Source organism: Halobacillus sp. AWM4_238 (assembly GCF_056158265.1).
On the sequence record NZ_JBSWSY010000002.1, the window covers coordinates 1,381,962 to 1,405,498 of the forward strand.

The window sequence follows — 23,537 nt, forward strand, 5'->3', positions numbered from 1 at the left end:
GATATGAACTTCGAGTTCAGTGATGAACAGGTAATGTTAAGGAAAGCGGTCAGAAGTTTCGTCGACCAGGAAATCATGCCCTACATCGGGGAATGGGATGCAAACGGACATTTTGATCATCAAACACTAAAAAAGCTGGCCGAGCTTGGGCTGATGGGCGTTTGCATTCCGGAAACGTATGGCGGAAGCGGGATGGATTACAATTCGCTTGCGATTGTTTGTGAAGAACTCGAGCGTGGAGACACCGCTTTTCGCACAGCCGTGTCCGTCCACACCGGCTTGAACAGCATGACCCTCCTGCAGTGGGCCACCGAATTACAAAAGCAGAAATACCTCGTCCCACAGGCGAAAGGAGAAAAAATCGGAGCCTTCGGTTTGACCGAACCCGCAGCAGGATCCGACGTCGCTGCCTTACAGACAACTGCGACCCTTGATGGAGACCATTATGTACTGAACGGACAGAAAACCTGGATCTCCTTATGTGATGTCGCCGATCATTTCTTAGTGTTCGCTTATACCGATAAAAACAAGAAACACCACGGAATCTCCTGCTTTATCGTGGAGCGGACGTTCGAAGGGTTCTCTTCCAAAGCGACCAAAGGAAAACTAGGCATCCGTGCGGGCAACACCGGTGAATTATTTTTTGAACAGATGAAGGTGCCGAAAGAAAACCTGCTCGGCAATGAAGGGGATGGCTTCAAGATTGCGATGTCCGCACTGGATAGTGGCAGATTCACCGTTGCTGCTGGGGCATGCGGGCAAATCATGGCATGCCTTGAGTCGAGTGTGACCTATTGCCATGAGCGAGAAACGTTTGGGAAAGAAATCGGCAAGCATCAGCTCGTCCAACAGATGATTGCCAAAATGGAAGCAGGACTGCATATGAGCCGTCTCCTCGTTTACCGTGCAGGGGAACTGAAAAACAAAGGTGTGAGAAACACGAGAGAAACTTCGCTCGCCAAGTGGCAGGCATGTGATTTTGCCAACCAGGCCGCAGATGATGCGGTGCAGATTCATGGGGCGTACGGGTATTCCAATGAATATCCGGTAGAGAGGTATTTAAGGAATTCCAAAGCTCCGGTCATCTATGAAGGGACACGGGAAATCCACACGATCATGCAGGCAGAGTATGTGCTCGGGTACCGGAAAGATAAACCGCTCAACCATATGCTGCCCGCTTGGAAAGGGTAAACGAACGTGCGTAGGTCACCTACGCACGGTTCTTTTTCACTTTTATCATCCCCCCTATCAAAAACATAAAAAAACCAGCACCCTGGATGCTGGCTTCATGAAGATTTGATATCTTCTCGAAATTCATTGATCTCTCTTTTATAGTCCGCGATCAGAGCATACACCTCTTCCGTGTCTCCATTTGAGACGGAAGAATGTAACTGCTCGTTAAACTCAACGAAAGAATCCTGGAAACGTTGGTGATGATCCTCGTGATCATTTAATAGCTTCGTACCAATCATATAGGACTGTTTGGCTAACAATGTATGCGCAAGAAAAACAACTTCTTTCTCTTCCGGTACAAGTCCATCCTCTTCCAACCGTAGAAGACGGCTCTGTATCTCTTCTACAGATTCACGATGAATTCTTAAGTTGTAGAGGACCTCTTCTTTCGATTTATTTTCGTAATAAGAATAAGAACCGTAGAGTGTCACAGTTACAATTAAAATCGCAAGGATTACATAGATCACATATTTCTTCTTCAAACAAAAGAACCTCCATTTTTACGCCTTCATAAAGGTTCTCATATCTTTAGGATCGCTGTAAACATTCCTTCGTTAGGGTTTCCTAAAGAGTGAATGATTAAAATGAGGAAACAGGATCTTCTCCTTCATATAGCAGACCTTTATGAAGAAGCGCCCTCTCAATCTCGCTTGTGAATGGAATCCCTTTTCCGATCACAAACTTCCAGGTCTGTTCGTTGAGAAACGCTTCCCGCTCCTGCCGTTCTCTAGATTCGATCAAGTCCTCCATCGACCGCTTCACAGGTTCTGCAGCATTCCTTGCTACTTGGTTCTGATAATGAGTGATAAAATCTTTTTCCGTGCATTCATTGACTTTGATGAAGTGTTCCTTCAATCGCTTCATGACAGCCTTTCGTTTGATCCCATCATTCATCCGATGCCCCACGTGATGGATATGTTTTAAATCATGGCAGGATCTGCACAAGGACTGGATATCCCGAAGGATCAAAAGAAACTTCTCTTCATCATATTCCCACACTTCGAGGGCGTGGAGTTTCTTTTCATCATAGAAGCCGCATATCTGGCATTTGTACTCACTTTTTTCAAGGACCTGATGCCGAACGGAATTCCATAAAGAACGCGGGATGGCATCCCTCACTGTCTTATTCTGTGCATAGAAAGGCTTTCGGATCTCTATGCTCAACGTATACTCCGTCATGTGAGCCTCTCTCCCATTCGTTGTTTTGACTACGACCCAATGGAATAGACCAATCCTTTCCAATATATCACTCTGGCCCCCGTTCACCAAGGAGATGGAACGATAGAAAACGAGCAGGCATGAAAACCCCCTGATTTCTTATACCCCTTCTCCTCTATTTAAAGATAAACGTGCATTACAAACTTTCAACCTATGAAAAAGGAAATTTATGTTAAGATAATTAAAAACCTTATGAATCTTACATAGGAAAAGTGGGAAGGATCGATATGAAATATTTGTTCGATTTTACGCTGGCTGTATCTTTGAATGGTTTTTCCTACTATATCGCCAGTTTGTTTCTTAGTCACGGCTTAACCTTTTGGCAGGCCCTGATCATTGGCTTTTCCGTAGTTTCCCTCGGGGCGCTTACGGAAGCCTCCGGGAGTCCGATGTGGTTGATCGTGCTCGTCCCTTTCCCCGTAGGCATGTTATTGCTTTACTCCTTTCTAAGTGTAACCACCCTGTTATGGTTTTTGACCTATCTGCTCACCCTCACCATCTACACTGTGATCCATATACCGATGAGCTATTTTTTTCATTTCCATTCTTTAATCCCGGCTTGGAAACTTTCCTGAGTCCTTTCCACAAATAAAAGCTCAGAGTCAATTCGGCTCTGAGCTTTTGTACGTGTTTTTTCATTGAAATCCTTCTTCTATGTTTCATAGGCTTTGCTTAGTATGGCAAAATCAAATCGTTGTCCTGAAGCATTTTATACATCCTTCTGCATAAACGTTTAAGAAGGAGGCGAGGAGTATGGGGGATTTGATTCCTTTTCCAAAAAGAGAGCCTGCAGAAGTCATCGTGCTGACGCCTGAAGAAAGAGAGGAATTCGCTCAATTAACATATGAACTAATGAATGAAGACAGGCTCATCCCTTTTCTAAGAATCAAACGTCGTCTGAAGAAATTGATAAAAAAAGGGTTGGAACGTGCGAAAAGGGAAGGTTATCAAAAATGAGACTCCTCCCATTCATCACACCTGCCCTGTCCAAATGAATGAACTCTCATCCTGCATGTCTACATCCGGATGCTGCTTCAATTCTTCTACGAGACGAAAAAGCGCTTCATCTTTTTGTTTCGCTTCAATCATGCAATCGATTTGTTCCGCAGAACCGTTCGTTTTGCTGACGAACTCCAGGAACATATCAAGATCGACGAAATCGGCATGACTTTTAAAATCCTTCTCACTCTTTGGACTGGAGATATGCATTTTCACAGGCAGAGAGGAGTGGCTCCACGTCTGTACGACACGCGGCCAATGTTCCTCCCATTTTTCTCCATCGTTGTTCGCATAATGATGGTGCAGATCAAAGACGAGGGGGATGTTCAATTTTTCACAGACATAAAGACCATCCGCTAACGAGTAGGAAGTATCATCATTTTCTATCATGACGGTCTTTTGTATGCCTGTCGGGACCTGTGCCCAATTTTCGATGAACCGCTCCAGCGACTTTTCTTTATCCTTATACCTGCCTCCAAGGTGAAAGACACACCGGTGTGTAGGGTCGATTCCCATATGATGCAGAAGCAGGTAATGATATTTGAGGACGCCCATCGAGGTTTTGAAAATTCCTTGATCCGGAGAATTGATGACAACGAAGTGATCGGGGTGAAAATCCAACCGCATCTTGTTTTCCATAGCGAAAGCTCCCAATTCCTTAAGGTCCTCTTTAATTGGACCCAAATAGTCCCATCCTTGCAACTCCTCATGCGTCGCTAATGGAACGAGGCGGGAACTCAGTCTAAAAAAATGGATGTCATGGGCCTTGTTATGCTTCAATAGTCTGAGACAGTTATGAAGGTTTGACTTCGCAATCCGCTCAAGTTTCCGTTTCGCTGCCTCTGTATCACGAATCTCGGAAAATCGCTTGTAGGTCATCGTTTGAGATGGAGATGCATTCTGCAAATGTACGCTCATTGCCACATAACCGAGCCTGTATAACGTCATGGTTTCCACCTACTCCCTGTTTTCGCTTAGCTTGTGCGAAAAACATCGCTCTTATGTAGTTCATACACCTCTCCATAAATCGCATCAGGTTCCTCATCTCTTCCGGAAAAATAACAAATCCGTTAAAAGGATAAGGAAATACATAACCCCATGACAAATAAAGGTAAAAACACAAACAGCATGACCCATAATTTCATATTCCGCTCATCAGAAAAGAACGTGTCCTTAGTGATATAAACATAGATAATCAACCCAAGGATCCCTATGAAAAGAAATATGACAGACATTGAAGAACCCTCTTTCTCCAGCCTTTGGTGAAGTTTTCTACCCATGTAGCTCACACAAAAAGGAAAATTCCAAAGGGAAGTCTGGTCCATGAGTATTCACAAAAAAGTATGCAAGTTTCTTTATTTCAACCGTTAATCCATCTCCTGTACATCCACTAATGTCGCTTGGATAATAAACCTTTCCGGAGCACTCCCAATAAAATCGAAAGGATAACAAGTAGTCAAAGTAAGCCTCGGATCCTCATGATCAACGATGACTGAACGGTCATCTTCGTCTGTGACCCACGTTTTTTCAACTTCATACTGATAACGCTGCCCCTCATATTCATAATAAAGCGGAGCTCCTTCCTCAATTTCTCCCAGTTCAGTAAAAACCGTTTCCCGGTGGCCGCTCAAGACTGTGTGGCGTTTCTCATCAGGTGTTGTCGTCCATTGACTTACAAACATCCCTACTCCCTGATGAAGCGATTGTTCGTCTGTGCCCCAATACGTGGCATAGCCTTTATTCAAGTGTGGGATTATCAGCCGCCCCACTTTTTCTCCTTTTTCGTATTGTTGAAGTTCATCAGAATACGTAGGTTCCTCAGGTTCAGGATCCTTTCTCACCACGATTCGATCGGTTTTCTTCACCTGTTCTTCGGATTGCCATTCATTGATTTCCGTTTCAGTCACTTTTTCGACCGCTTTTGTTGAATCCCACCATTGAAAAGAAAAGTAAGCGGTGCACGAAAACCCTACAACGACTAGCACGAGTAAAAATTTGTTCAGCATCATGGCCCCCCTCATCTTTCAAAGATGGAAAGAGCCAGGCCTAAGCCCAGCTCTTATTTCATTGCATAGATTTCTTTCGTACGAATAAAACACTTCCGGCGAGCACCATCAGTGTCACCCCAAACAAGGTGTACATCAGATTCGGACTTGCTGTATCAGGAAGTTCGCCTCCGACGGCTTCATCAATCGGTTGAGCGTTGTCCAATACCTCTTGAGGGATCTGGATTTCACCCACACCATTAAAGTTTTCAAGGGTCACTTCTGTCTCTTGAGTGACAGGTAGGGGTTGTCCTTCTTCTGTTTCCAGTTCCATTTCCAAATGGATGGAACTGGACGTTAGGTAATGATTCTCTTTGTCTATGGTTACTTTATATTTCACATCATTAATTGTAACTTTCTCAAGGAATTCTTCCCCTAATTCTTTAAAAGGGTTTTCTCCTTCACCAGAGCCCATACCTTGCTGAAGCATGTTCATGGATGCTTCCAGTAGTTTTTCTCCATCTCCCTCATAATGAAGGACATAAGCCTCTTCGCTTTCTTCTACACTCATATCTTCTGCTAGTGGAAGAGCTTGCGCCAACTGCCCTTCTGCAAGCATGGACTTCATCATTTCCTGGCTTGAATCATCTGCGAGCTGTACCCATCCTTGACCAGGAAGCTCGCTATAATAGCCTTCACTCGTTAAATAAGACTCTGTCGTCTCTCCCGCCAACTCTGTCTTCAAATAAAAAGCGAAAGGATCAAAAGTAACATCGGCCATTGTCTTTGTTTCCATTCCCTCGCCTTCATTCATCATCGGCATTTGAGCTTTAGATACCTGCTTGATCGAATAGCTGTCGAGATTCATCATCGCTTCATTGGATTTCTTCAATACGTCTTCTGCCGACATATCCGCCGCGAACACTTGCAGTGGAGACAGAACTAACACCAAAATACTTAAAAACAAAAGATAACACTTTTTCAACATCCAAACACTCCCGAAAATTATTCGGTAAAAAAAGAGGCTTGTTTATGTAGAGACTGAGGCTGACTTATACATCCCACTATTTTCCACCTAAACTTCTATATCCTTTCACCCACAAAATTAAACACATTTTTCCAAATGATATCAAAAGAATGGAAAATCCCTCACTATTTTCCCATACGAAAAAAGCAGAACCCCACACACTCTCTGCTTTCTTATGCTTCATTTTCCTTTGGATGCCATGTTTGTTTTCTATGATTCCATCAGTTCAACATATAACGTCCCATCCGTATTGACTTGTGCAACGAGAACATCTCTATGGTCGGATATTCCATGGGCATGCAATTGATCCTTCAACCATCTTTCACTATAGCCGCTATCATTCAATTGACTGCGAAGGACCTTTCCCTGAACCATTACGACATGAGAAAAGGTGACCGGATTGATCTCAAGTTTCATCCCATGAGGAGTGACTGGAGAAACATCGGACTTTCTCAACACGCTTACCGTTCCATCTGTTTCTAAAATAGCTGTCTGAACATCACTGAATTGGAAGACACCCGCTTTCCTAAGTTCAGCGATGAGTTCGTCGACATTGAACCGCACTTTCTTCATATTTTTCACGATAATTTTCCCATTATCCATGAGAATGGTGGGCTTACTGTTTACAAGTTTCCTGACCGTCAAACTCTTCATTGTGAGAAAGTCAATGAGAAGGACAAGCAGAGCAAATGTAGATAAACCAAGCGCTCCCTTAGAAAGCGGGACACTTGGGGAAAGAACAGTCGTCGCTGTCATCGACCCCATCGTAATCCCTGCAATAAAGTCGAAAAGCGTCATTTGGGAAATCAGCTTTTTGCTTAGAATTCTCGCTAATACATATAAGACAATAAAGACGGTGATGGCACTCCCAACAAACTCCAGCCACTGATCCATAAGATACCCTCCTTCTCCCTCCTTATTGTTTCTTATCCAGTCATATTTATGTTGAACTGGAAAACTTCGTTCTTGCCTCAATCTTTTTGAAAATAAAAAAACAGTAACCCTTGATTGGTTACTGTTCTGTATGTATCAGCTTTGTTCTGGTGCAGGCATATATTTTGTGAAAATAGCTCCGGTGATAAAGCATACCCCTAACGTGAACCAGGTGAATATGCCTGTAAACCCAAATATATAGAAAAGCAGAGCTACTACAGGGGCTACAACAAAAGCACCCGGGGTAACATAACTTTTCCAACCATACCTCTTCTTCAAATTCTTTCTTTTCTTATACACGACATAAATATAAAAAGCTACTAAAAGAACAGTAATGATGAGTAGAAATAATTCCAGCATGACATCTCCCCATTGTTTATGTTTTTTCTAATCCCAGATGAAACCACTAAATTCTGATCATAAACATCTATGTATTGCATACTTAGGTATACATCCCCATATGTCCCCTCTCCCTTTTCCATTAGGGGATTAACAGCGCACCAAGTACAAAGACGCCGGCAATATAAAAGCCAATCAACGATCCCCAGGACAATGGTTTTCTCATGAACACGACGACTTTCCGCAACCAGCGGAATAAAGCATACATGACAAGGAACAGGAGACTATAACCGACAAAACTCCAGCCCTCTCCGATGAGGATGACCATCGTGTTATGAAAAAGGGTGAACAGTAGCATGAACAAAAGGAACCAAAGTTCTTTGAACTTCGTAAAGTCACTTCTTCTTTGTTGTTTATCCTGCTGCATCCGCAAACTCCTTCCATATTAAAACCCTGTCATCATCAGTAACTTTACCACTTCCTGATTATGCTAGTCAAAGTAGCCCCTGATCACTTGTTTGAACTTTTGCTCCTCTTCGAGATGTGGGTAGTGATTGCTTTGATGGAACTCCGACTTTCACGTGGACATACCCGGTACAGCATGGTGAGGACAGTATACCTGGAACCCGAAAATGAATATCACGTACCTGGTACCCAAAAACGATGGCCACGTACCCGGAACTAAACACGAAAATCACGTACCTGGAACCAAAAAAAGACACCGAGGTGCCGGGTTTCCTGTTCAGCACATCACATGGAAGACAAAACGTTTGATAGAACAGACATGCTCTGAAATAATAAGAAGAAAACCATGGAACGGGGGTTACTTTATGGAACGATTTATCCGCTCCGATCAGTATCATTATATAAAGAACCAGGCTCACAACCTGCTGAATGGTCATATGACATCGAACGATGCCTCGGTCACCCAGGCCCTTCAATCGATCACGAATGAGAAGGTTTTGGAATTGTTTACCGATCTTTCACCCGAGCAGGAGCAATTGATTGCCCAGGCGAGTGATGTCAAAGACGAAACCGATGCCATTCTTTACTTCTCCAGGCTGAAACAGTATGTCGTGCCTTTTCCTAAACGATCAGAAGCCGACATCCAACAGTTGTTTCCAAAAGTAAAGAAGCTGAGAGTGCCTGCCATCCCTGATGAAGAATGGACAGAGCTTTCTTATATTGGATGGAATGATCCCGCAGCCAAAAGAAAATACATCATAACCACACTGGATGGAGAGCTTACCGGTTTGTATGGGCATTACAAACCGCTGCAGCAAAAGAGCATCTGCTCGATCTGCCACGAACATGAAAAAGTAGGCATGTTCACCGCTACCATCAAAGGCAAATCCGATGAAGAAACGATCAGCCGAGGGAACTATATATGCCATGACAGCAAAAAGTGCAATGAAAACATCCAGTCCCGCACTCCCCTTGAGACCTTCATTCGACGGATGAAAGCCTAACAAAAAAAGCAGGACCTTTCCTCTTGGGAAAGGTCCTGCTTTTTTTATTTTTGTTCTGGTTTGTAATCCGGTGCTACGGCTTTTCGTATAAACAAGGCAATGACAAAGGTGATAATCGCAAGGCCCAAAGCGAACCAATACGCCTGATGGACCCCTGCGGTCATGGCTTGATCCATGACCTCTCCTGTAACTTCGCCTGATTCATTGTTCAAATAGTTTCTCTCCCCCTGACTCATGATGCTTACGAATATGGAAACCCCAAGCGCACCGCCGACCGGCTGCAATGTGTTGGCAATCGCTGTTCCGTGAGGGTACAAATGCTTCGGAAGCTCATTCAACGCATTGGTTTGAGAAGGCATAAGCACCGCAGAGACGGCTAACATGAGGAACACATAGGCAAGAATAAAGGACCAAATCGGAATCGATGGATCGATCATGCTGAAGAAAACCATGACGCCTACGAGGACGAGTGTGCCTGGAATGATCAGTTTTCTTGGTCCGAATTTATCAAAAAGTGTCCCCATCACCGGAGACATCAAGCCATTCAACAGGGCTCCGGGTAGCAGCAGCAACCCGGCCGTTTTCGCTGATAACCCTAAGGGTCCCTGAAGATACATCGGCATGACGATCTCTGATGCAAACATCGCCATAATGACGACGACGAAGATGGTAATTCCTCTTGCATAGCTTTTATACGTGAACACACGGACATCGAGTAACGGTTCTTCTAATTTCAACTGTCTCCGAACAAAAAGAATAATGCTGAGAAAAGCGACGCTTAAGATGATGAGAATCTGGATCGAAGCGAACCCTACTCCACTTTCTCCTGCAGCGCTGAACCCATAAACGATGCCGCCAATGCCAATGGATGACAATACGATTGAAAGGATATCCGCTTTCGGACGTGTCACTTCTCCGACATTTTCCAAATATTTGACCGCAAACAAGATCGAAAACACGGCAAACGGAATCACCGTAATAAACAGCCATCTCCAGCCGAGGAAATCTACGATGACGCCTGAGAGCGTCGGCCCAATCGCTGGCGCAAACATGATCACAAGACCGAACGTGCCCATGATCCGACCACGCACCTCTGGTTCATAGAGCAACAGCAAGGCGTTCATGATGACAGGAATCAATAATCCCGTTCCTACCGCCTGGATCATCCGACCTGTCAATAACATTGGAAAATTAAAGGCAGCGGCTGCAATGATCGTTCCCGCTAAGAAAACGGTCATGACACCGATGAACATCTGTCTCGTCGTGAACCATTGGATCAATAAGGCAGAAATCGGCATCAAGACCCCCATGACAAGCATGAATCCCGTGGCCATCCACTGAACCGTAGGTGCATCCAAACCGAAGACCTCCATCAATTCGGTCAGAGCTATGTTAAGCAACGTTTCATTCAGAACAGCGAAAAAGGCGCCGATCATAAATGTAACGAGTATGATTTTTCTATTGTATTGCTTTTCCATATCTATCCCTCTACTTCTCTTTAATGAAAATTCGAACGTGCTATTTCTTCCACTCCTCCGCTAACATCCCATAAATGGTGTGATCGACATAATGGTCGTACAACCATTCGGCACACCTGATTGTGCCTTCCTCCTTGAATCCAAGACGTTCTGGGATTGCCGCGCTTTTTTCGTTTCCATCAGCCACACGGATTTCCACCCGGTTCATGTTCCATTCCATGAGGGCATAATCCGTCAATGCTTCCGTGACTCGTGTCATGATCCCTTTCCCCTGGAAATCCTGACCGAGCCAATAGTCGATTTTAACGATTTTATTGGTGTGGTCGATCTCATTGAAGCCCGCGGTCCCGGCAATTTCCCCTTTAAAGAGTACCATAGTGGTCAGGCTTTTGTTTTCTGAAAAGTTCCGTCTTCCAGATTCTATAAATGATTTCGTATCGTCCACGGTCTTCGTAGCATCCAGCCAAGGCAGCCACTCTCGTAAATACATGCGAGATTTATCTGTCAGATGAAAGAACTCTTCCGCATCTTCGACACCTGCCAGTTTCAGTGAAAGTTCTTGATCAATCTTATGTACAAACATACTTTCTCCCCCTTTTTCATCATTTTACCATGAACCTTTGACAATAGAGCAAAGATAAGGTAAATTACAAATGTACGAACAATTAATTAAACTAATGATAAAAATATTCGGTTTTTAGGAGTGTAACCCATGGAAAATGTATTTGATTATGAAGATGTTCAGCTTATTCCCGCAAAATGCGTCGTAAATAGCCGCTCTGCTTGTGACCCATCCGTCAAGCTCGGCAACCATACATTCAAACTTCCTGTCGTACCTGCCAACATGCAGACGATCATTGATGAAACGATTGCTACGAAACTAGCAGAAGAAGGCTACTTTTATGTGATGCACCGTTTTGAGCCTGAAACGCGTTTGTCTTTCGTAGAAAAAATGCAGGCCAGAGGGTTGATCGCTTCCATCAGTGTCGGTGTGAAGCCAGAGGAATACGAGTTTGTCCAGATGCTCGCTGCAAAGGAAATCACACCTGAATACATCACGATCGATATCGCCCACGGACACTCAACGGCAGTCATTGAAATGATCCAGCACATCAAACAACAGCTGCCTGAAACGTTTGTCATCGCCGGGAATGTCGGAACACCCGAAGCGGTTCGTGAACTTGAAAATGCAGGAGCCGATGCCACGAAGGTCGGAATCGGACCAGGAAAAGTTTGCATTACGAAGATTAAAACCGGCTTCGGTACAGGAGGCTGGCAGTTAGCCGCGTTACGTTGGTGCGCCAAAGCCGCAAGTAAACCTGTCATTGCAGACGGAGGCATCCGCACCCATGGCGACATTGCCAAGTCGATCCGTTTTGGAGCGACGATGGTCATGATCGGCTCTCTTTTCGCCGGTCACGAAGAGTCCCCTGGTGACACGGTTGAAAGAGACGGCAAACTCTACAAAGAATACTTTGGTTCTGCGTCAGAGTTCCAAAAAGGCGAAAAGAAAAACGTCGAAGGCAAGAAAATGTTCGTGGAGCATAAAGGTGCCCTTCAAGATACGTTGACGGAAATGGAGCAGGACCTGCAATCTGCCATCAGTTACGCAGGCGGTACCGAACTCGATAGTATCCGTCACGTCGACTATGTCATTGTGAAAAACTCCATCTTTAACGGAGATAAAGTCTATTAAAAAAGAGCCCCTCCCAGGGCTCTTTTTTGTATTCTATGTTTTAATCGGAATGTAGATATCCAAATGAGGATCATCAAAATCCCTGTCCAGCGGATACTTTTCGAACTTCAAAGGCAGCCCATCGAAATATTCCGTATCCTCTTCTAAGTAAGGCTCTCCATTGCCTTCCTGAAACCATCGATAAATGAAGGTATACGTCTCACCAATGTCTTTTCCACTCGGATGATGGACTTTCATATACGTATGTTTGGGAATGGTGATTTCTTCGTATTCCTCACCGTTCTTCTCATCTTCCACTTCAAAACCGCTGTAATGCACGAACCCATTTTCTATCAAATGAAAAGAGAGCCCCCATTGGTACGCAGGGTCTGCTGCTTTGATTTTCATTTGTTCGTTCTCCACCTCTTGAATCATTTCTTTTAATTGAGGTACTTGTTCATACGTTCCTGCCCATTTCCGACCTCTTACTTTGAACGCGGGTAGAGTAAGAATGGTTACATCCATAACCTCACCTCCTTTTTCTCTATGGTTCTCCATCATTGAAGGTTTTCCCTCTAAACAAGCGATGAATTCTTTATAAAGGTACCTCCATTAAACCTGCTTAGAAGAAAAAAAGTTGAAGTTGTGGCTTAGCAGTGATGCACAATACTCACGGAGAGTTGTCTAGTTAAGAAGGTATTAAGATAATCGCCTGCTCACGTTCATCAATATAGATTTGGAACTGGTTGATCTCTTTTCTCTTAAAATTATCCCGGATTTCTTTAGGAATATAAATGGTTTCTTTTCTACCAACTGTACTAACCACCTCATGCGTATGGCTCCATGATTTTTTAATGAAAACTTTATGATCTTCCACTTTAAGTATCACAGTAATTCCTTCATTTATGTTTAACTTTCTTTTCCATTCCATTGGAATCGTAAAATCACTTTTGAGCTCGATATTAATTGTTTTTTGGGTTGGTATCATGGTTACACCTCTTTTTTCCTTGTTGGATCCCAATTTCATAGGACGGAAACATTTTTTTATCCCCCATAATTTCAGGATTCATACTTCCTCTTATAAAAAAAAGCAACGGATGATCTACCCGTTGCTTCATCTCTTACTCTGTCAAACCTTTAGTCAATGTTTCTAAATTGTGCTGCATGAGAGTGAAGTAATCTTCTTCATTTTCAAGATCTTCTTCTGTCAATACCGATAAATTGTGAAGGCGTAGAGCTTCTGCCCCAATTTCTTTTCTGACGACATCAGCAACTTTAGGAGTAACATTTTGTTCGAAAAATACATGATTTATATTATTCTGTTCAGCCGTCTCAATGATTGTTTCCAATTCTTTTTGTGACGGTTCATTGGTAGGGCTTAATCCAGAAACAGAAATTTGTTCAACCCCGTAGGCTTGTTCCCAGTATCCATAAGCGGCATGAGAAACAATGAATTTATTCTTTGGTGCATTTTCCAATTGTTCGTGGAATTCCTGATCTAAACTCTCAAGCTTACCTTTTAATTCTTCGAAGTTCTCATTAAACGCTTTTTCTTGCTCAGGATTAAGCTCAATGAGTGTATCTTTAACGTTCTCAGCTAACTGCATAGACTGGATAGGGTCCAGCCAGACGTGTGGGTCCTGGTCACCGTGATCATGTCCAGCATGTCCATCTTCATGTGAGTCTTCTTCTCCCTCATGAGCATGTTCATCCTCATGGGTTCCTTCTTCTCCTTCATGAGCATGTTCATCTTCATGCGTTCCTTCTTCTCCCTCATGAGCATGTTCATCCTCATGCGTTCCTTCTTTTCCTTCTTGAGCATGTTCATCTTCATGCGTTCCTTCTTCTCCCTCATGATTATGGACGTGCTCTTTTAAATTGATCCCTTTTGATGCTTCTAGTATTTTGACATCTTCAGATTGAATAGATTCTGAGATTTGCTTGGCATAGGATTCTAAGCCAGCTCCGTTATAGATGAAAGCATCAGCTTCTGCAATTTCTACCATTTCTTTTGAAGTGGGTTCATATGTGTGAGGGTCTGATCCTGGAGGCAGAATGGATTCTACAGTCGCGTGATCTCCTGCAATCTGTTTTGCAAAAAACTGAAGAGGATAAACCGTTGTATAGATTTTCAATTCTTCCTTGGAACTCTCTGATTCTTTCCCTTCTTCACTGTTGCTTGACTGTTCTTCCCCACAAGCTGTTACTACAAAAATTAAAGCAAATAGACTAAGAACGCCTACTATTTTTTTAAACATTTCTATTCCTCCTTATTCCCATAAACCATTCTATCGTAATGATTACTTATTGTAAATAGTAATCATTACTCTCCCTTCTCAAGAGATAAGCCGGTTTATTTAAACCGGCTTAATGACATTGAGGGCATGCTCCGTATATTTCAAATTTATGATTTTCTATTTGATAACCTTCCAGTTTGTCATCCATGGTATTCATTGGACAGAATTCCACCGCTTTAGTACTTCCGCAAATGGTACAAATGAAATGGTGGTGATGGCCGTTCGAATTGCATGCCAGCCTGAAGTGTTTTTCTCCATGAAGCACGGTCGCTTCTAAAATTTCTTCATCCGCTAAAAGATATAAGTTTCGATAAATTGTATCGTAACTCACACTTGGAAAATCCTCTTGAATCATTCTTAAAATTTCTTTTGCCGCAATATATTGATCCTGATTCACGAAAATTTCCAGCATACGTTCTCTTTGCTTTGTGTGTTTATATCCTTTTTCTTTTAACAATTGGATAGCTGTATTCAAATTCATAATGCTTCACCCCTTATCCAGAATTGTGTGCTCACCTTTTTATAAGCAATAGTCAGGATCAGAATGACAATCGCTGTCATAACAATCGTTCCACCCGGGGGTACGCTTAAGTGATAAGCAGAGAACAAACCGATAATAACAGAAGTTTCACCAAACAAGACCGATAGTCCAATCGTTTGTTTAAAACTCGTTGAGATCCGTAAAGCTGAAGCTACAGGTAATGTCATCAAAGCTGAAACGAGCAAGATTCCTACTACTTGCATCGAAGAAGCAATAACCAGGGCTACCATTAATATAAACAATAAATGAATCCATCGCCCATTGACCCCTGAAATAGAGGCGTGTTCCTCATCAAATGATAAAACAAATAATTCTTTGTAAAACAGAAAGACGATTAAGATGACAATAGTAGTTATGATGAGAACGGTCCACATATTTGAACGACTCACGGCTGTTACGCTGCCGAATAGATAACTGAACAAGTCTGTATTAAACCCATCTGCTAGAGAGATTAAGATCACTCCTAGTCCAATCCCACCGGAGAGGATAATAGGAATCGCTAACTCTTCATAATGCTTGTACACTTTTCTTAACCGTTCAATTAATACAGCCCCGATCACAGAGAAGGCCATCCCCATATAAACCGGGTTCCAATCATTGATCCCGGATACTCTTTTTTCTAACAACAGGCTTGCAGCAATCCCTGTTAATGTAATATGAGAAAGTGCATCGGCAATTAAGGAAAGCCTGCGGACAACTATAAAGACACCAAGTAATGGGGCAACCAGGCCGATTAGTAGACCAGTAATCGCTGCATTTTGTAAAAATTCATACTGAAAAAAGCTTTCGAACATTAGTAGGTCACCTCCCCATGGTTATGGGTCAGCTGTTGGACCGAATGTCCATACAGGCGATTTAAATCCTGGTCACTAAACTGATCGTATTCATCGGAATCACCATGAAAATGAATGGTTTTATTCATGCAAGCTACATGTGTCGCATGCTCGGTGATCGTTCCTATATCATGAGAAATCATAAGCAAAGTAATACCATTTGCCTTATTTAGCTTCCCTAAAAGATCATAAAACTCTGTGACATGCTTGGCATCAACTCCGACTGTCGGCTCATCCAGGATAAGGAGCGATGGTTCACTAACAAGAGCCCTGGCAATGAATACACGCTGTTGCTGGCCGCCTGACAACTCTCCGATATTGGAAGTTGCATAGTCTTCCATTTCAACAACTTTTAAAGCTTCCAAAGCTTTTTGAGTGTGTTCACGTTTGAAGAACCGGAAGGCTCCCAATCTGGAAACAAGCCCTGACTTCACTACTTCTAAAACATTCGCGGGAAACCCCGAGTTAAAGCTGTTGGATTTTTGGGAAACGTACCCGATTTCTTTCCAATTATTAAACTGTTTAATCGGCTGGTTAAATACGTGGATCTTCCCCTTATTAGGCTTCACGAGACCGAGAAGCAATTTGATTAACGTCGATTTCCCCGAACCATTCGGTCCGACTAATCCGAGAAACTGTCCCTTATGAATAGAAAAATTCACATTTTCTACGACCCACTCTTTATCATATCTAAAAGAGACATTTTCCATTTCTATAATTTTTCCATCATTCATGCTATATCCCTCACAAAATAAAAATCATTACGAATAACATTACGTCACAAGTTTATATTGAATTCCAATTTTTCTATTGACAACCACTAGTAAATCCTAGTTAATAGAAATTGTCAGAAATCCAAAGTCATTACGATTTACTCCATCTTAATTGTAAAGGAGGATTCCAATTGAATCAAGAACATTATTCATCATCTAGAATGAGCTACCTTTTATTGATCATTTTTTTGGCACTTTTTATATTTGGAGATACACTTCCCTTTGAAAATATGCTTTCGATCCCTTCTTCTCTTTTAGATTTAAACACGATGTTCATCAGTATTGTATTAGAAGCCATTCCTTTTGTCCTGCTTGGCGTTTTCATTTCAGCCGTCATTCAAACATTCTTGAAAGAAGAGACATTAAAAAAGTACATACCCCAAAACCCTATCCTCGCCCTGTTTCCTGCTGTCGGGATCGGTGCCATTTTTCCTGTGTGTGAATGTGCGATTGTACCGATTGTTAGAAGATTAATTCAAAAAGGAATGCCCCTCCACGTGGGTATAGTCATCCTCGTGTCGGCACCCGTACTTAATCCGATTGTATTTTTGTCGACATTCTACGCGTTCCAAACCGATCTTACGATTGCATGGATGAGGATGGAACTTGCTTTTGTTGTTTCACTCATCATCGGTGGTTTCATTTATCTGTTTTTTGGTAACAGCTGGCAATTAAATAAGAAAGCGACGAACGGCATGACCCACAACCATAACCATGACCATGACGACGACCGCGGAGGAAAGATTGCAGAAACCTTTCAACATGCCAGCGATGAATTTTTTGATATGGGGAAATTCCTCATATTAGGAGCTTTGTTTGCTAGTGTTGTACAAACCTACGTACCCAGAGAAACGTTACTGGACATTGGCACTGGATTATTAGCTGGACCTGCAGTCATGATGGGGCTTTCTTACATCTTATCTTTATGTTCAGAAGCTGATGCCTTCGTTGCGTCTTCATTTAAAGGTCTGTTTTCTTCAAGCTCCATTCTCGCTTTTCTCGTCTATGGACCGATGACTGATTTAAAGAATACCGTTTTGATGATGGCTTACTTCAGAAAACGATTCGTTTTAGTGTTTATCGTCATTGTAACCATCGTCGTTTACACGGTGACCCTCTTGTACGACCTATTCTATTTATAAAGGAGGATGGAAGAGTTGAATCGACCGTCACACCAATTCCTTAGAAGTATTATTTTATTCGGATTTGTACTCTTCCTGATCAAGCTTATTGTTTCAGGAGACATCCAAAAGTTCATTGCTCCAAGGATGATGCCCTACATGTATTTCACCCTGGTTGTCCTTGTTATCCTTGGAGGTATCCAATATTTCAGGAGCGGATTTGAGGAAGATTCCCATGATTGTGGGTGCGGGCACGATCATGATTATTCCAGTTCTAAGTTACGATCCGTGTTGATCTATCTCTTATTCATCGTACCCGTCATGACGGGAATGATGTTTTCTGACCATGTCATTGGAAGTTCTGCTGCTTCTAATAAAGGTTTCAAATATGAAATGCGCTCGGCTTCTACGCAGTCGGACATTAACGATCCCCCTGCCCCTGGCAAAGAAACCAATGAAGAAGAGTTAGAACTAGCGGGTCAAACAACATTGGATGACTCAAATACTGATGATATACAGATGGAGAATCCAGGTATTCTAACACCACAAAAAAGACACCCTGAGTTATATGAAGAATTACAGCAAACGGACGAAATATACATGAATAAGGATAACTATATTGGCACCATAACGTTAATGGAAGATGAAATGGATGCCCATGTCGGGAAAAAAATCACAACTCATGGATTTGTTTTTCGGGAGGATAATCTTCCTAACAATCAAATCGTCGTCGGGCGGTTCGGGATCAGCTGCTGCGTCGCCGATGCAGGCATATATGGAATCATCGTGCAGGGAGAAAGTCTAGGACAATATAAGAATGACACCTGGATTGAAGTGACAGGAACACTAAAAAAAGTAGAGTATAATGGATGGGAGCTTCCCTTAATTGAACCCCAATCAATAGAGTCCATAGAAGTACCGGAAGAACCCTATGTGTATGAAGAGTTGGAATTCGCTGGGTAAAGCAAAAAGTCATAGCCTCCCATTGGCTATGACTTTTTTATGGTCTCACTCCGAAAAGGCTGGCAATGGATCATGGAATTTATTCCAGTCCGTTTCCATCTCTTCAGACGTCAGCAAACACTGATCGAGCCCCTTTATGATTTCCTCTTTATTCATTTCTATACCGATAAATACCAATTCCGTCATACGATCACCGTGCGTATCATCCCATCGCTCAGCTAACTCTGGTTCTTCTTTCAAAATCTCTTCCCGTTCTTGTTCCGGGTACGTAGCGATCCACTCTCCGACTCCTTGGATCGCAAGAGAAGTTCCAGCTTGGGATAATAACCCAGACATGTCATTTCTCGAAGCCAGCCAAAAGAATCCTTTAGCTCGAACAATCCCTGCCGGCCAATCCTCTAACCAGTTCATCCATCGCTCAGGATGGAACGGCTTCTTTCTCCGATAAACAAAAGAGCCGATCCCATATTCTTCACTTTCCGGGACATGTTCTTCATTTAGTTCTTTCATCCATCCAGCTCCCTGACTTGCTTGTTCAAAGTTAAATAAACCCGTATTCAAAACTTCATCGAGAGGCACTTCACTGTAGCTCGTATCGATCACTTTAGCATCAGGATTTAATTGTTTTAAGACTCCCTTTAATTCCTCTCGATCGATTTCTTCCACTAAATCGATCTTGTTTAAAAGAATAACGTTCGCAAATTCAATCTGGTCGATTAATAGATCAATAATTTCTCTAGCATCGTTATCGTCTGCCCCTTGATTACGGTCGAGCAGGTTTTCTCCTGATCCATAATCATCCCAAAAACGATTGGTGTCTACTACGGTTACCATCGTGTCCAATCGGCAGTGATTTCCAAGATTGATTCCAAGTTCTTCATCTTCATAAGTGAAGCTCTGGGCAACCGGGATGGGTTCTGAGATCCCCGTTGACTCAATAACGATATAATCGATGTCCAGTTCTGAGAGCTTTTCTACCTCTTTAATTAAATCTTCTCTCAGAGTACAGCAAATACAGCCATTCTGTAATTCAACCAATTTTTCTTCTGTCCGGCTGAATCCGCCTTGCTTTACCATGTCTGCATCGATGTTGACTTCACTCATATCGTTTACAATAACAGCAATTTTACGATCCTCTCTGTTGTGTAACAAGTGATTTAATAACGTTGTTTTTCCGGATCCTAAATAGCCGCTCAAAACGGTTACTGGTATCTTATCTGACAAAATTACTCCTCCTAAGCGGATTGTACAATTCGTTCCGCAGCTTTTCTAGCTCCTGCAATGTTTCTTGCTACCGGCCCAATTTCTAATTCAGCGAGAGCCCCAGCGACAAATAACCCATCCTTCCATTCCAGGGAAGATTGAACAATTGGGAAACCGCAAGGGGCACAAGGTAGATCGAGTTGATCAATCATGGGCTGAATCCATTCACTTCCGGGCATGGTTGATTCTGATCCTGTCGCCAGCACGAGAGACTCCCCGGAAACTGTATATCCATTTTTCATTTGAAGTTCAGTTAATCCCTCTATACTTTGAGCTTTAATGATATCGTCTGTATAGATCGTTAGTTTTCCTGCACTCACCTGTTGGTTTAATTTCACATGGAGATCCCTCGTTATTGATCCTTTATGCCTTGCCTGTTTGATAAGTGAACGTCGTTTTTCATAACCGTCCACCTGGTCGTAGCTCGTTAAGTATTTCGGACCCAGCCACCCAGGATCACTGTCAAAATCATCGATTCTAAAAGGATGACGCTTCACTAAGGTCGTTGATTCAACGGAGTTTGTGTTCGACAGCGTATTAGCCAGATGAGCAGCTGTCATCCCTCCTCCTACAATGACCACATTTCCTTCAACAGGGAGAGGTTCTTCCATATTAAACACATGACTCATACCGATGATCTCCTTGCTGGCCCATTCAGGGTAGAGTGGTGTTTGATTTACACCCATTGCTAGCACTACTCTTTCCCCTTGAACCCTGCGACCATCAGAGGTGGATAGATTCCAAACGCCTTGACTTCTGCCTATCCCATTCACAGTCCCCTGTCTCCAACATTGGCCCACTCCAGCACGTTCCATTGCGTCTAAGCTATGTTGATTAAACATTTCCAAATGCGGCCGATCATACCTGCCTTTAAAAGGCTGAGCGTAGTCCTTTATTTTTGAGTACTTCCTTAAACTATAAGGATCCGTATCCAGATGATGAACGGAAGGAGACCTTAAATAAGGCATACCGATTTTTTCAGTTAATGTTCGCCACATTTTCATAGGTTCTGGATAGGGATCAATGACCAAAAGCTCCTCTACATCCACTTTTTCTTCAAGAAGCCTTCTTGCTACACAGCACCCTTGAATTCCACCACCAATGATGATCCACTTATACATAGATACAGGTCCCCTTTTTCCTTACCAGCTAGATTTTTTTACACCTGGAATTTGGCCTTTATGGGCATATTCTCTAAAAGCAATCCGAGACATTTTGAACTTTCTCATATATCCACGCGGTCTCCCTGTTACTTCACATCTCCCGGTTAAACGAGTGGGAGAAGAGTCGCGCGGGAGCTTTCTAAGTGCTTCATAATCTCCTTTTGCTTTTAGTTCTCTTCTCAGGTCCGCGTATTTCGCCACCATTTCTTGTCTCTTTTTTTCTTTTGCTACTTTTGATTTTTTAGCCATTTGTAGTCACCTTTTCTTTATAAGTAATAATTACGATTTAAAAATGTAAAAAATGATTCTCTTTATCTTCATAGATGGCACTCGCCTTTGTACTCGGTTGACCAGATATTTGCCTTTATAAACTATGTAACATTATTCCACTCCTATGATTAGTGATTGTTATTTAAAACCGTAAACGGAATCAGATAAATGATAATCCCCCATTTAAAATGTAATCATTACGATTTTATTTTAAACAAAAAAATTATTCCTGCAAACGATCAACACCAGGAATGAATACAAAAAATACCCGTTGATTTTCTTTTAATTGCGACCTGGAACGAACGAATTCCGTGCAATCTTTCCATTTAACAGCTTCCATCATCTGTATAAGCTGGCGACTAACCTCTTCCTCTACCTGCTTCATCATTTGCAAAAGTTCAAACAACGTCATATTAAAGTGTTCGGCTGCATGCTTATGCGGCGAAACATCTCTAAGATAATTCATAAACTCTGCTTGAGAACCAACTTCCTCTGCTAGATCATCTTCCATCTTCATGACATAATGATAGATTTCTTTCTGTTGCTCGGGCAGCGTACGAACAATGTTATCTGTTAGGATTTTAAGTAGATATTCACTCATGGTTTCACCTCTATATTCCGGGCCATTTCAGTAAGACAGATCATTACTACCATTTTACCACTTCACACCACACTCCCCCTATTCACCTCTTAAAAAGTGAATGTAGAAAAACCTAATAGTAATCATTACGTTTTAATCAAGGGTAGTGATATTAAACCACATATTCTATTCCTTTGCAATCCCTACGGTAGCCATTCTTTAAAAGATATTCACATAAACCATCTGGAAATCCACCTCAATAAACCGTGGCAGCTCTTGATCTTCTGTATTTCAGTTCCGGAAGTATCTGCAATTTTTTCATAATAGAAAAAATGATTACAAATCACGTAAGTATTTTCATGTGCAGCTGGTTTTGTTCTCTATATTAAGTGGATGGATCTTTGCCTCCTTGAGAGAGGATCCTTTTGCAGAAACACCCTTTGCCCACTCTCAGATCCTCTTTTGCAATCGTGCTACAGAGTGGGGCAAGTGCTTTTGTTTAAAGGACCTTCGTTAATATAGGAAAGATGTAGGGGTTGGTTGGTTCAGGAATTTGATTGATTTCTTTTATCTGGATGAATGGCATTTCTACACCGTTATAGGTTTGTACATCGATCATTCCGGTTACTTCCACCCACGTATTTTCACTAAGATTGCTCGCCTGGTTCGTCTCACTCAACAATCCAATGACACTGGCATCGGCAACACAATGGGTGATCAGAAACCTTGCTACTACTAGCTGATTAGATTCCAACCCTTCCTCCTTGTACACAAAGCCTTTGATTTGAATCGTTTTTCCGATGAACTTATGGGGGTTGGCCTGTATTTCTTGATAATAAGAAGCGTAAATATCCTCGTTCATCTGAATCACATCATTGTTTAAACGATCCATCCTTTGTTCGTATTCTTCATCTGTTAAATAGTTGGTATTTGGAATCGGCTTGTTCTCATCAAGAGTCGGTGGATTGGATGATTGATCCCCTTGATAAGAATTTTCTTCTTGAGGCAGAAGGGAGCCTTTATTTTTGGCGATTGTTGCATCAAGAGATGTGAGGTTCAGCCCGAATCCTGTAAGTAAAGGGAGAAGAAGAACCAAATAGCTCACGGACCTCTTTACATACGATTGCTTGTTATCATGGTCTTCCGTACAGCCGGGAGGGCAGAATGCATGTTCTTCAGAATCCTCCCGCCATACTCTACCCAATTGGACGAAAAACAGGAGAACGATAACCCCAGCGGCTACCTGACTCATCAGGACATATTTAGGGTTGATTAACTTCTCTATATCCCCGGTGTGATGCAATTGTATAATATAAAAAGCAAAGGCGGCCAACAGGATCAGCTTCAAAAATTGATAAAAGTGAAAGCGCACCACCC

Annotated in this window: 29 protein-coding genes; 7 read left to right on the top strand and 22 right to left on the bottom strand. The window is 42.4% G+C overall.

Annotation, left to right across the window (positions count from 1 at the left end; genetic code table 11):
- Nucleotides 1-3 precede the first annotated feature (3 nt).
- Nucleotides 4-1,191 (top strand): acyl-CoA dehydrogenase family protein, encoded by a 1,188-nt coding sequence (locus ACXACN_RS07085; protein WP_474963376.1) that lies wholly within the window; start codon nucleotides 4-6, stop codon nucleotides 1,189-1,191.
- Nucleotides 1,192-1,286: 95 nt separating this feature from the next.
- On the opposite strand, the gene ACXACN_RS07090 is transcribed toward ACXACN_RS07085, so the two are convergent.
- Both ACXACN_RS07090 and ACXACN_RS07095 read right to left on the bottom strand, forming a co-directional pair.
- Nucleotides 1,287-1,715, bottom strand: coding sequence for a hypothetical protein (locus tag ACXACN_RS07090; RefSeq protein ID WP_474963378.1), 429 nt, complete (start codon nucleotides 1,713-1,715; stop codon nucleotides 1,287-1,289).
- Nucleotides 1,716-1,812: 97 nt separating this feature from the next.
- A complete protein-coding gene (locus ACXACN_RS07095; RefSeq protein ID WP_474963379.1) occupies nucleotides 1,813-2,412 on the bottom strand; it encodes an HNH endonuclease in 600 nt (199 codons plus the stop codon).
- 266 nt (nucleotides 2,413-2,678) lie between these two features.
- On the opposite strand from ACXACN_RS07095, the gene ACXACN_RS07100 reads away from it, so the two are divergent.
- Both ACXACN_RS07100 and ACXACN_RS07105 read left to right on the top strand, forming a co-directional pair.
- Complete coding sequence (locus tag ACXACN_RS07100; protein WP_474963381.1) at nucleotides 2,679-3,026, top strand: hypothetical protein; 348 nt, start codon at nucleotides 2,679-2,681, stop codon at nucleotides 3,024-3,026.
- A gap of 178 nt (nucleotides 3,027-3,204) precedes the next feature.
- On the top strand, nucleotides 3,205-3,408 hold the full coding sequence (locus ACXACN_RS07105; protein WP_474963383.1) for a hypothetical protein: 204 nt from the start codon (nucleotides 3,205-3,207) through the stop codon (nucleotides 3,406-3,408).
- 15 nt (nucleotides 3,409-3,423) lie between these two features.
- Here ACXACN_RS07105 and uvsE read toward each other — a convergent pair whose 3' ends face one another.
- The 7 genes from uvsE to ACXACN_RS07140 all read right to left on the bottom strand — a co-directional run bounded on the left by uvsE (nucleotide 3,424) and on the right by ACXACN_RS07140 (nucleotide 8,161).
- A complete protein-coding gene (gene uvsE / locus ACXACN_RS07110; RefSeq protein WP_474963384.1) occupies nucleotides 3,424-4,398 on the bottom strand; it encodes a UV DNA damage repair endonuclease UvsE in 975 nt (324 codons plus the stop codon).
- Between the two features lie 122 nt (nucleotides 4,399-4,520).
- A complete protein-coding gene (locus ACXACN_RS07115) occupies nucleotides 4,521-4,685 on the bottom strand; it encodes a hypothetical protein (RefSeq protein ID WP_474963385.1) in 165 nt (54 codons plus the stop codon).
- Between the two features lie 132 nt (nucleotides 4,686-4,817).
- Nucleotides 4,818-5,456: a class D sortase gene (locus tag ACXACN_RS07120; RefSeq protein WP_474963387.1), complete on the bottom strand. Its 639-nt coding sequence runs from the start codon at nucleotides 5,454-5,456 to the stop codon at nucleotides 4,818-4,820.
- Nucleotides 5,457-5,514: 58 nt separating this feature from the next.
- Nucleotides 5,515-6,423, bottom strand: a complete 909-nt coding sequence (locus tag ACXACN_RS07125) for a DUF6612 family protein (RefSeq protein WP_474963389.1) — start codon at nucleotides 6,421-6,423, stop codon at nucleotides 5,515-5,517.
- Nucleotides 6,424-6,672: 249 nt separating this feature from the next.
- Complete coding sequence (locus ACXACN_RS07130) at nucleotides 6,673-7,356, bottom strand: DUF421 domain-containing protein (protein WP_474963391.1); 684 nt, start codon at nucleotides 7,354-7,356, stop codon at nucleotides 6,673-6,675.
- Between the two features lie 135 nt (nucleotides 7,357-7,491).
- Nucleotides 7,492-7,755, bottom strand: coding sequence for a hypothetical protein (locus tag ACXACN_RS07135; protein WP_474963392.1), 264 nt, complete (start codon nucleotides 7,753-7,755; stop codon nucleotides 7,492-7,494).
- A 121-nt stretch (nucleotides 7,756-7,876) separates the two neighbouring features.
- Nucleotides 7,877-8,161, bottom strand: coding sequence for a hypothetical protein (locus tag ACXACN_RS07140; RefSeq protein ID WP_474963394.1), 285 nt, complete (start codon nucleotides 8,159-8,161; stop codon nucleotides 7,877-7,879).
- Nucleotides 8,162-8,564: 403 nt separating this feature from the next.
- Between ACXACN_RS07140 and ACXACN_RS07145 the strand changes: the two genes are divergently transcribed.
- Entirely contained in the window at nucleotides 8,565-9,203 is a 639-nt protein-coding gene (locus tag ACXACN_RS07145; RefSeq protein WP_474963395.1) for a FusB/FusC family EF-G-binding protein, read from the top strand.
- A gap of 44 nt (nucleotides 9,204-9,247) precedes the next feature.
- Here the strand turns inward: ACXACN_RS07145 and ACXACN_RS07150 are convergent, their stop codons facing one another.
- Nucleotides 9,248-10,681 carry an MDR family MFS transporter gene (locus ACXACN_RS07150; protein WP_474963396.1) on the bottom strand — a complete coding sequence of 478 codons (1,434 nt, stop codon included), beginning with the start codon at nucleotides 10,679-10,681 and terminating at the stop codon, nucleotides 9,248-9,250.
- A 40-nt stretch (nucleotides 10,682-10,721) separates the two neighbouring features.
- A complete protein-coding gene (locus ACXACN_RS07155) occupies nucleotides 10,722-11,264 on the bottom strand; it encodes a GNAT family N-acetyltransferase (protein WP_474963398.1) in 543 nt (180 codons plus the stop codon).
- Nucleotides 11,265-11,393: 129 nt separating this feature from the next.
- Here ACXACN_RS07155 and guaC point away from each other — a divergent pair, with 129 nt between their 5' ends.
- Nucleotides 11,394-12,377: a GMP reductase gene (gene guaC / locus ACXACN_RS07160; protein ID WP_474963400.1), complete on the top strand. Its 984-nt coding sequence runs from the start codon at nucleotides 11,394-11,396 to the stop codon at nucleotides 12,375-12,377.
- Between the two features lie 33 nt (nucleotides 12,378-12,410).
- On the opposite strand, the gene ACXACN_RS07165 is transcribed toward guaC, so the two are convergent.
- The 6 genes from ACXACN_RS07165 to ACXACN_RS07190 all read right to left on the bottom strand — a co-directional run bounded on the left by ACXACN_RS07165 (nucleotide 12,411) and on the right by ACXACN_RS07190 (nucleotide 16,761).
- Entirely contained in the window at nucleotides 12,411-12,881 is a 471-nt protein-coding gene (locus tag ACXACN_RS07165) for a GyrI-like domain-containing protein (RefSeq protein WP_474963402.1), read from the bottom strand.
- 163 nt (nucleotides 12,882-13,044) lie between these two features.
- A complete protein-coding gene (locus ACXACN_RS07170) occupies nucleotides 13,045-13,344 on the bottom strand; it encodes an AbrB/MazE/SpoVT family DNA-binding domain-containing protein (protein ID WP_474963403.1) in 300 nt (99 codons plus the stop codon).
- Between the two features lie 133 nt (nucleotides 13,345-13,477).
- Nucleotides 13,478-14,614: a metal ABC transporter solute-binding protein, Zn/Mn family gene (locus tag ACXACN_RS07175; protein ID WP_474963404.1), complete on the bottom strand. Its 1,137-nt coding sequence runs from the start codon at nucleotides 14,612-14,614 to the stop codon at nucleotides 13,478-13,480.
- 109 nt (nucleotides 14,615-14,723) lie between these two features.
- Complete coding sequence (locus tag ACXACN_RS07180; RefSeq protein WP_474963406.1) at nucleotides 14,724-15,134, bottom strand: Fur family transcriptional regulator; 411 nt, start codon at nucleotides 15,132-15,134, stop codon at nucleotides 14,724-14,726.
- The gene (locus tag ACXACN_RS07185) at nucleotides 15,131-15,988 is read right to left on the bottom strand and encodes a metal ABC transporter permease (RefSeq protein ID WP_474963408.1); all 858 of its coding nucleotides are present in this window, start codon (nucleotides 15,986-15,988) and stop codon (nucleotides 15,131-15,133) included. Before ACXACN_RS07185 ends, ACXACN_RS07180 begins: the two co-directional genes overlap by 4 nt.
- Nucleotides 15,988-16,761, bottom strand: a complete 774-nt coding sequence (locus ACXACN_RS07190) for a metal ABC transporter ATP-binding protein (RefSeq protein ID WP_474963409.1) — start codon at nucleotides 16,759-16,761, stop codon at nucleotides 15,988-15,990. The genes ACXACN_RS07185 and ACXACN_RS07190 overlap by 1 nt, the downstream gene beginning before the upstream one ends.
- Nucleotides 16,762-16,931: 170 nt before the next feature.
- On the opposite strand from ACXACN_RS07190, the gene ACXACN_RS07195 reads away from it, so the two are divergent.
- Together ACXACN_RS07195 and ACXACN_RS07200 are read left to right on the top strand one after the other, a co-directional pair.
- The gene (locus ACXACN_RS07195; RefSeq protein ID WP_474963410.1) at nucleotides 16,932-17,942 is read left to right on the top strand and encodes a permease; all 1,011 of its coding nucleotides are present in this window, start codon (nucleotides 16,932-16,934) and stop codon (nucleotides 17,940-17,942) included.
- 15 nt (nucleotides 17,943-17,957) lie between these two features.
- A complete protein-coding gene (locus ACXACN_RS07200) occupies nucleotides 17,958-18,884 on the top strand; it encodes a TIGR03943 family putative permease subunit (RefSeq protein ID WP_474963412.1) in 927 nt (308 codons plus the stop codon).
- A 45-nt stretch (nucleotides 18,885-18,929) separates the two neighbouring features.
- Here the strand turns inward: ACXACN_RS07200 and ACXACN_RS07205 are convergent, their stop codons facing one another.
- The 5 genes from ACXACN_RS07205 to ACXACN_RS07225 form a co-directional block, all read right to left on the bottom strand.
- Nucleotides 18,930-20,108, bottom strand: coding sequence for a GTP-binding protein (locus ACXACN_RS07205; RefSeq protein WP_474963413.1), 1,179 nt, complete (start codon nucleotides 20,106-20,108; stop codon nucleotides 18,930-18,932).
- An 11-nt stretch (nucleotides 20,109-20,119) separates the two neighbouring features.
- Nucleotides 20,120-21,268 (bottom strand): FAD/NAD(P)-binding protein, encoded by a 1,149-nt coding sequence (locus ACXACN_RS07210; RefSeq protein ID WP_474963414.1) that lies wholly within the window; start codon nucleotides 21,266-21,268, stop codon nucleotides 20,120-20,122.
- 21 nt (nucleotides 21,269-21,289) lie between these two features.
- Nucleotides 21,290-21,559 carry a 30S ribosomal protein S14 gene (gene rpsN, locus ACXACN_RS07215; RefSeq protein ID WP_474963415.1) on the bottom strand — a complete coding sequence of 90 codons (270 nt, stop codon included), beginning with the start codon at nucleotides 21,557-21,559 and terminating at the stop codon, nucleotides 21,290-21,292.
- A gap of 244 nt (nucleotides 21,560-21,803) precedes the next feature.
- On the bottom strand, nucleotides 21,804-22,181 hold the full coding sequence (locus ACXACN_RS07220; protein ID WP_474963417.1) for a hypothetical protein: 378 nt from the start codon (nucleotides 22,179-22,181) through the stop codon (nucleotides 21,804-21,806).
- Between the two features lie 478 nt (nucleotides 22,182-22,659).
- Nucleotides 22,660-23,532 carry a TIGR03943 family putative permease subunit gene (locus tag ACXACN_RS07225; protein ID WP_474963419.1) on the bottom strand — a complete coding sequence of 291 codons (873 nt, stop codon included), beginning with the start codon at nucleotides 23,530-23,532 and terminating at the stop codon, nucleotides 22,660-22,662.
- Nucleotides 23,533-23,537 lie beyond the last annotated feature (5 nt).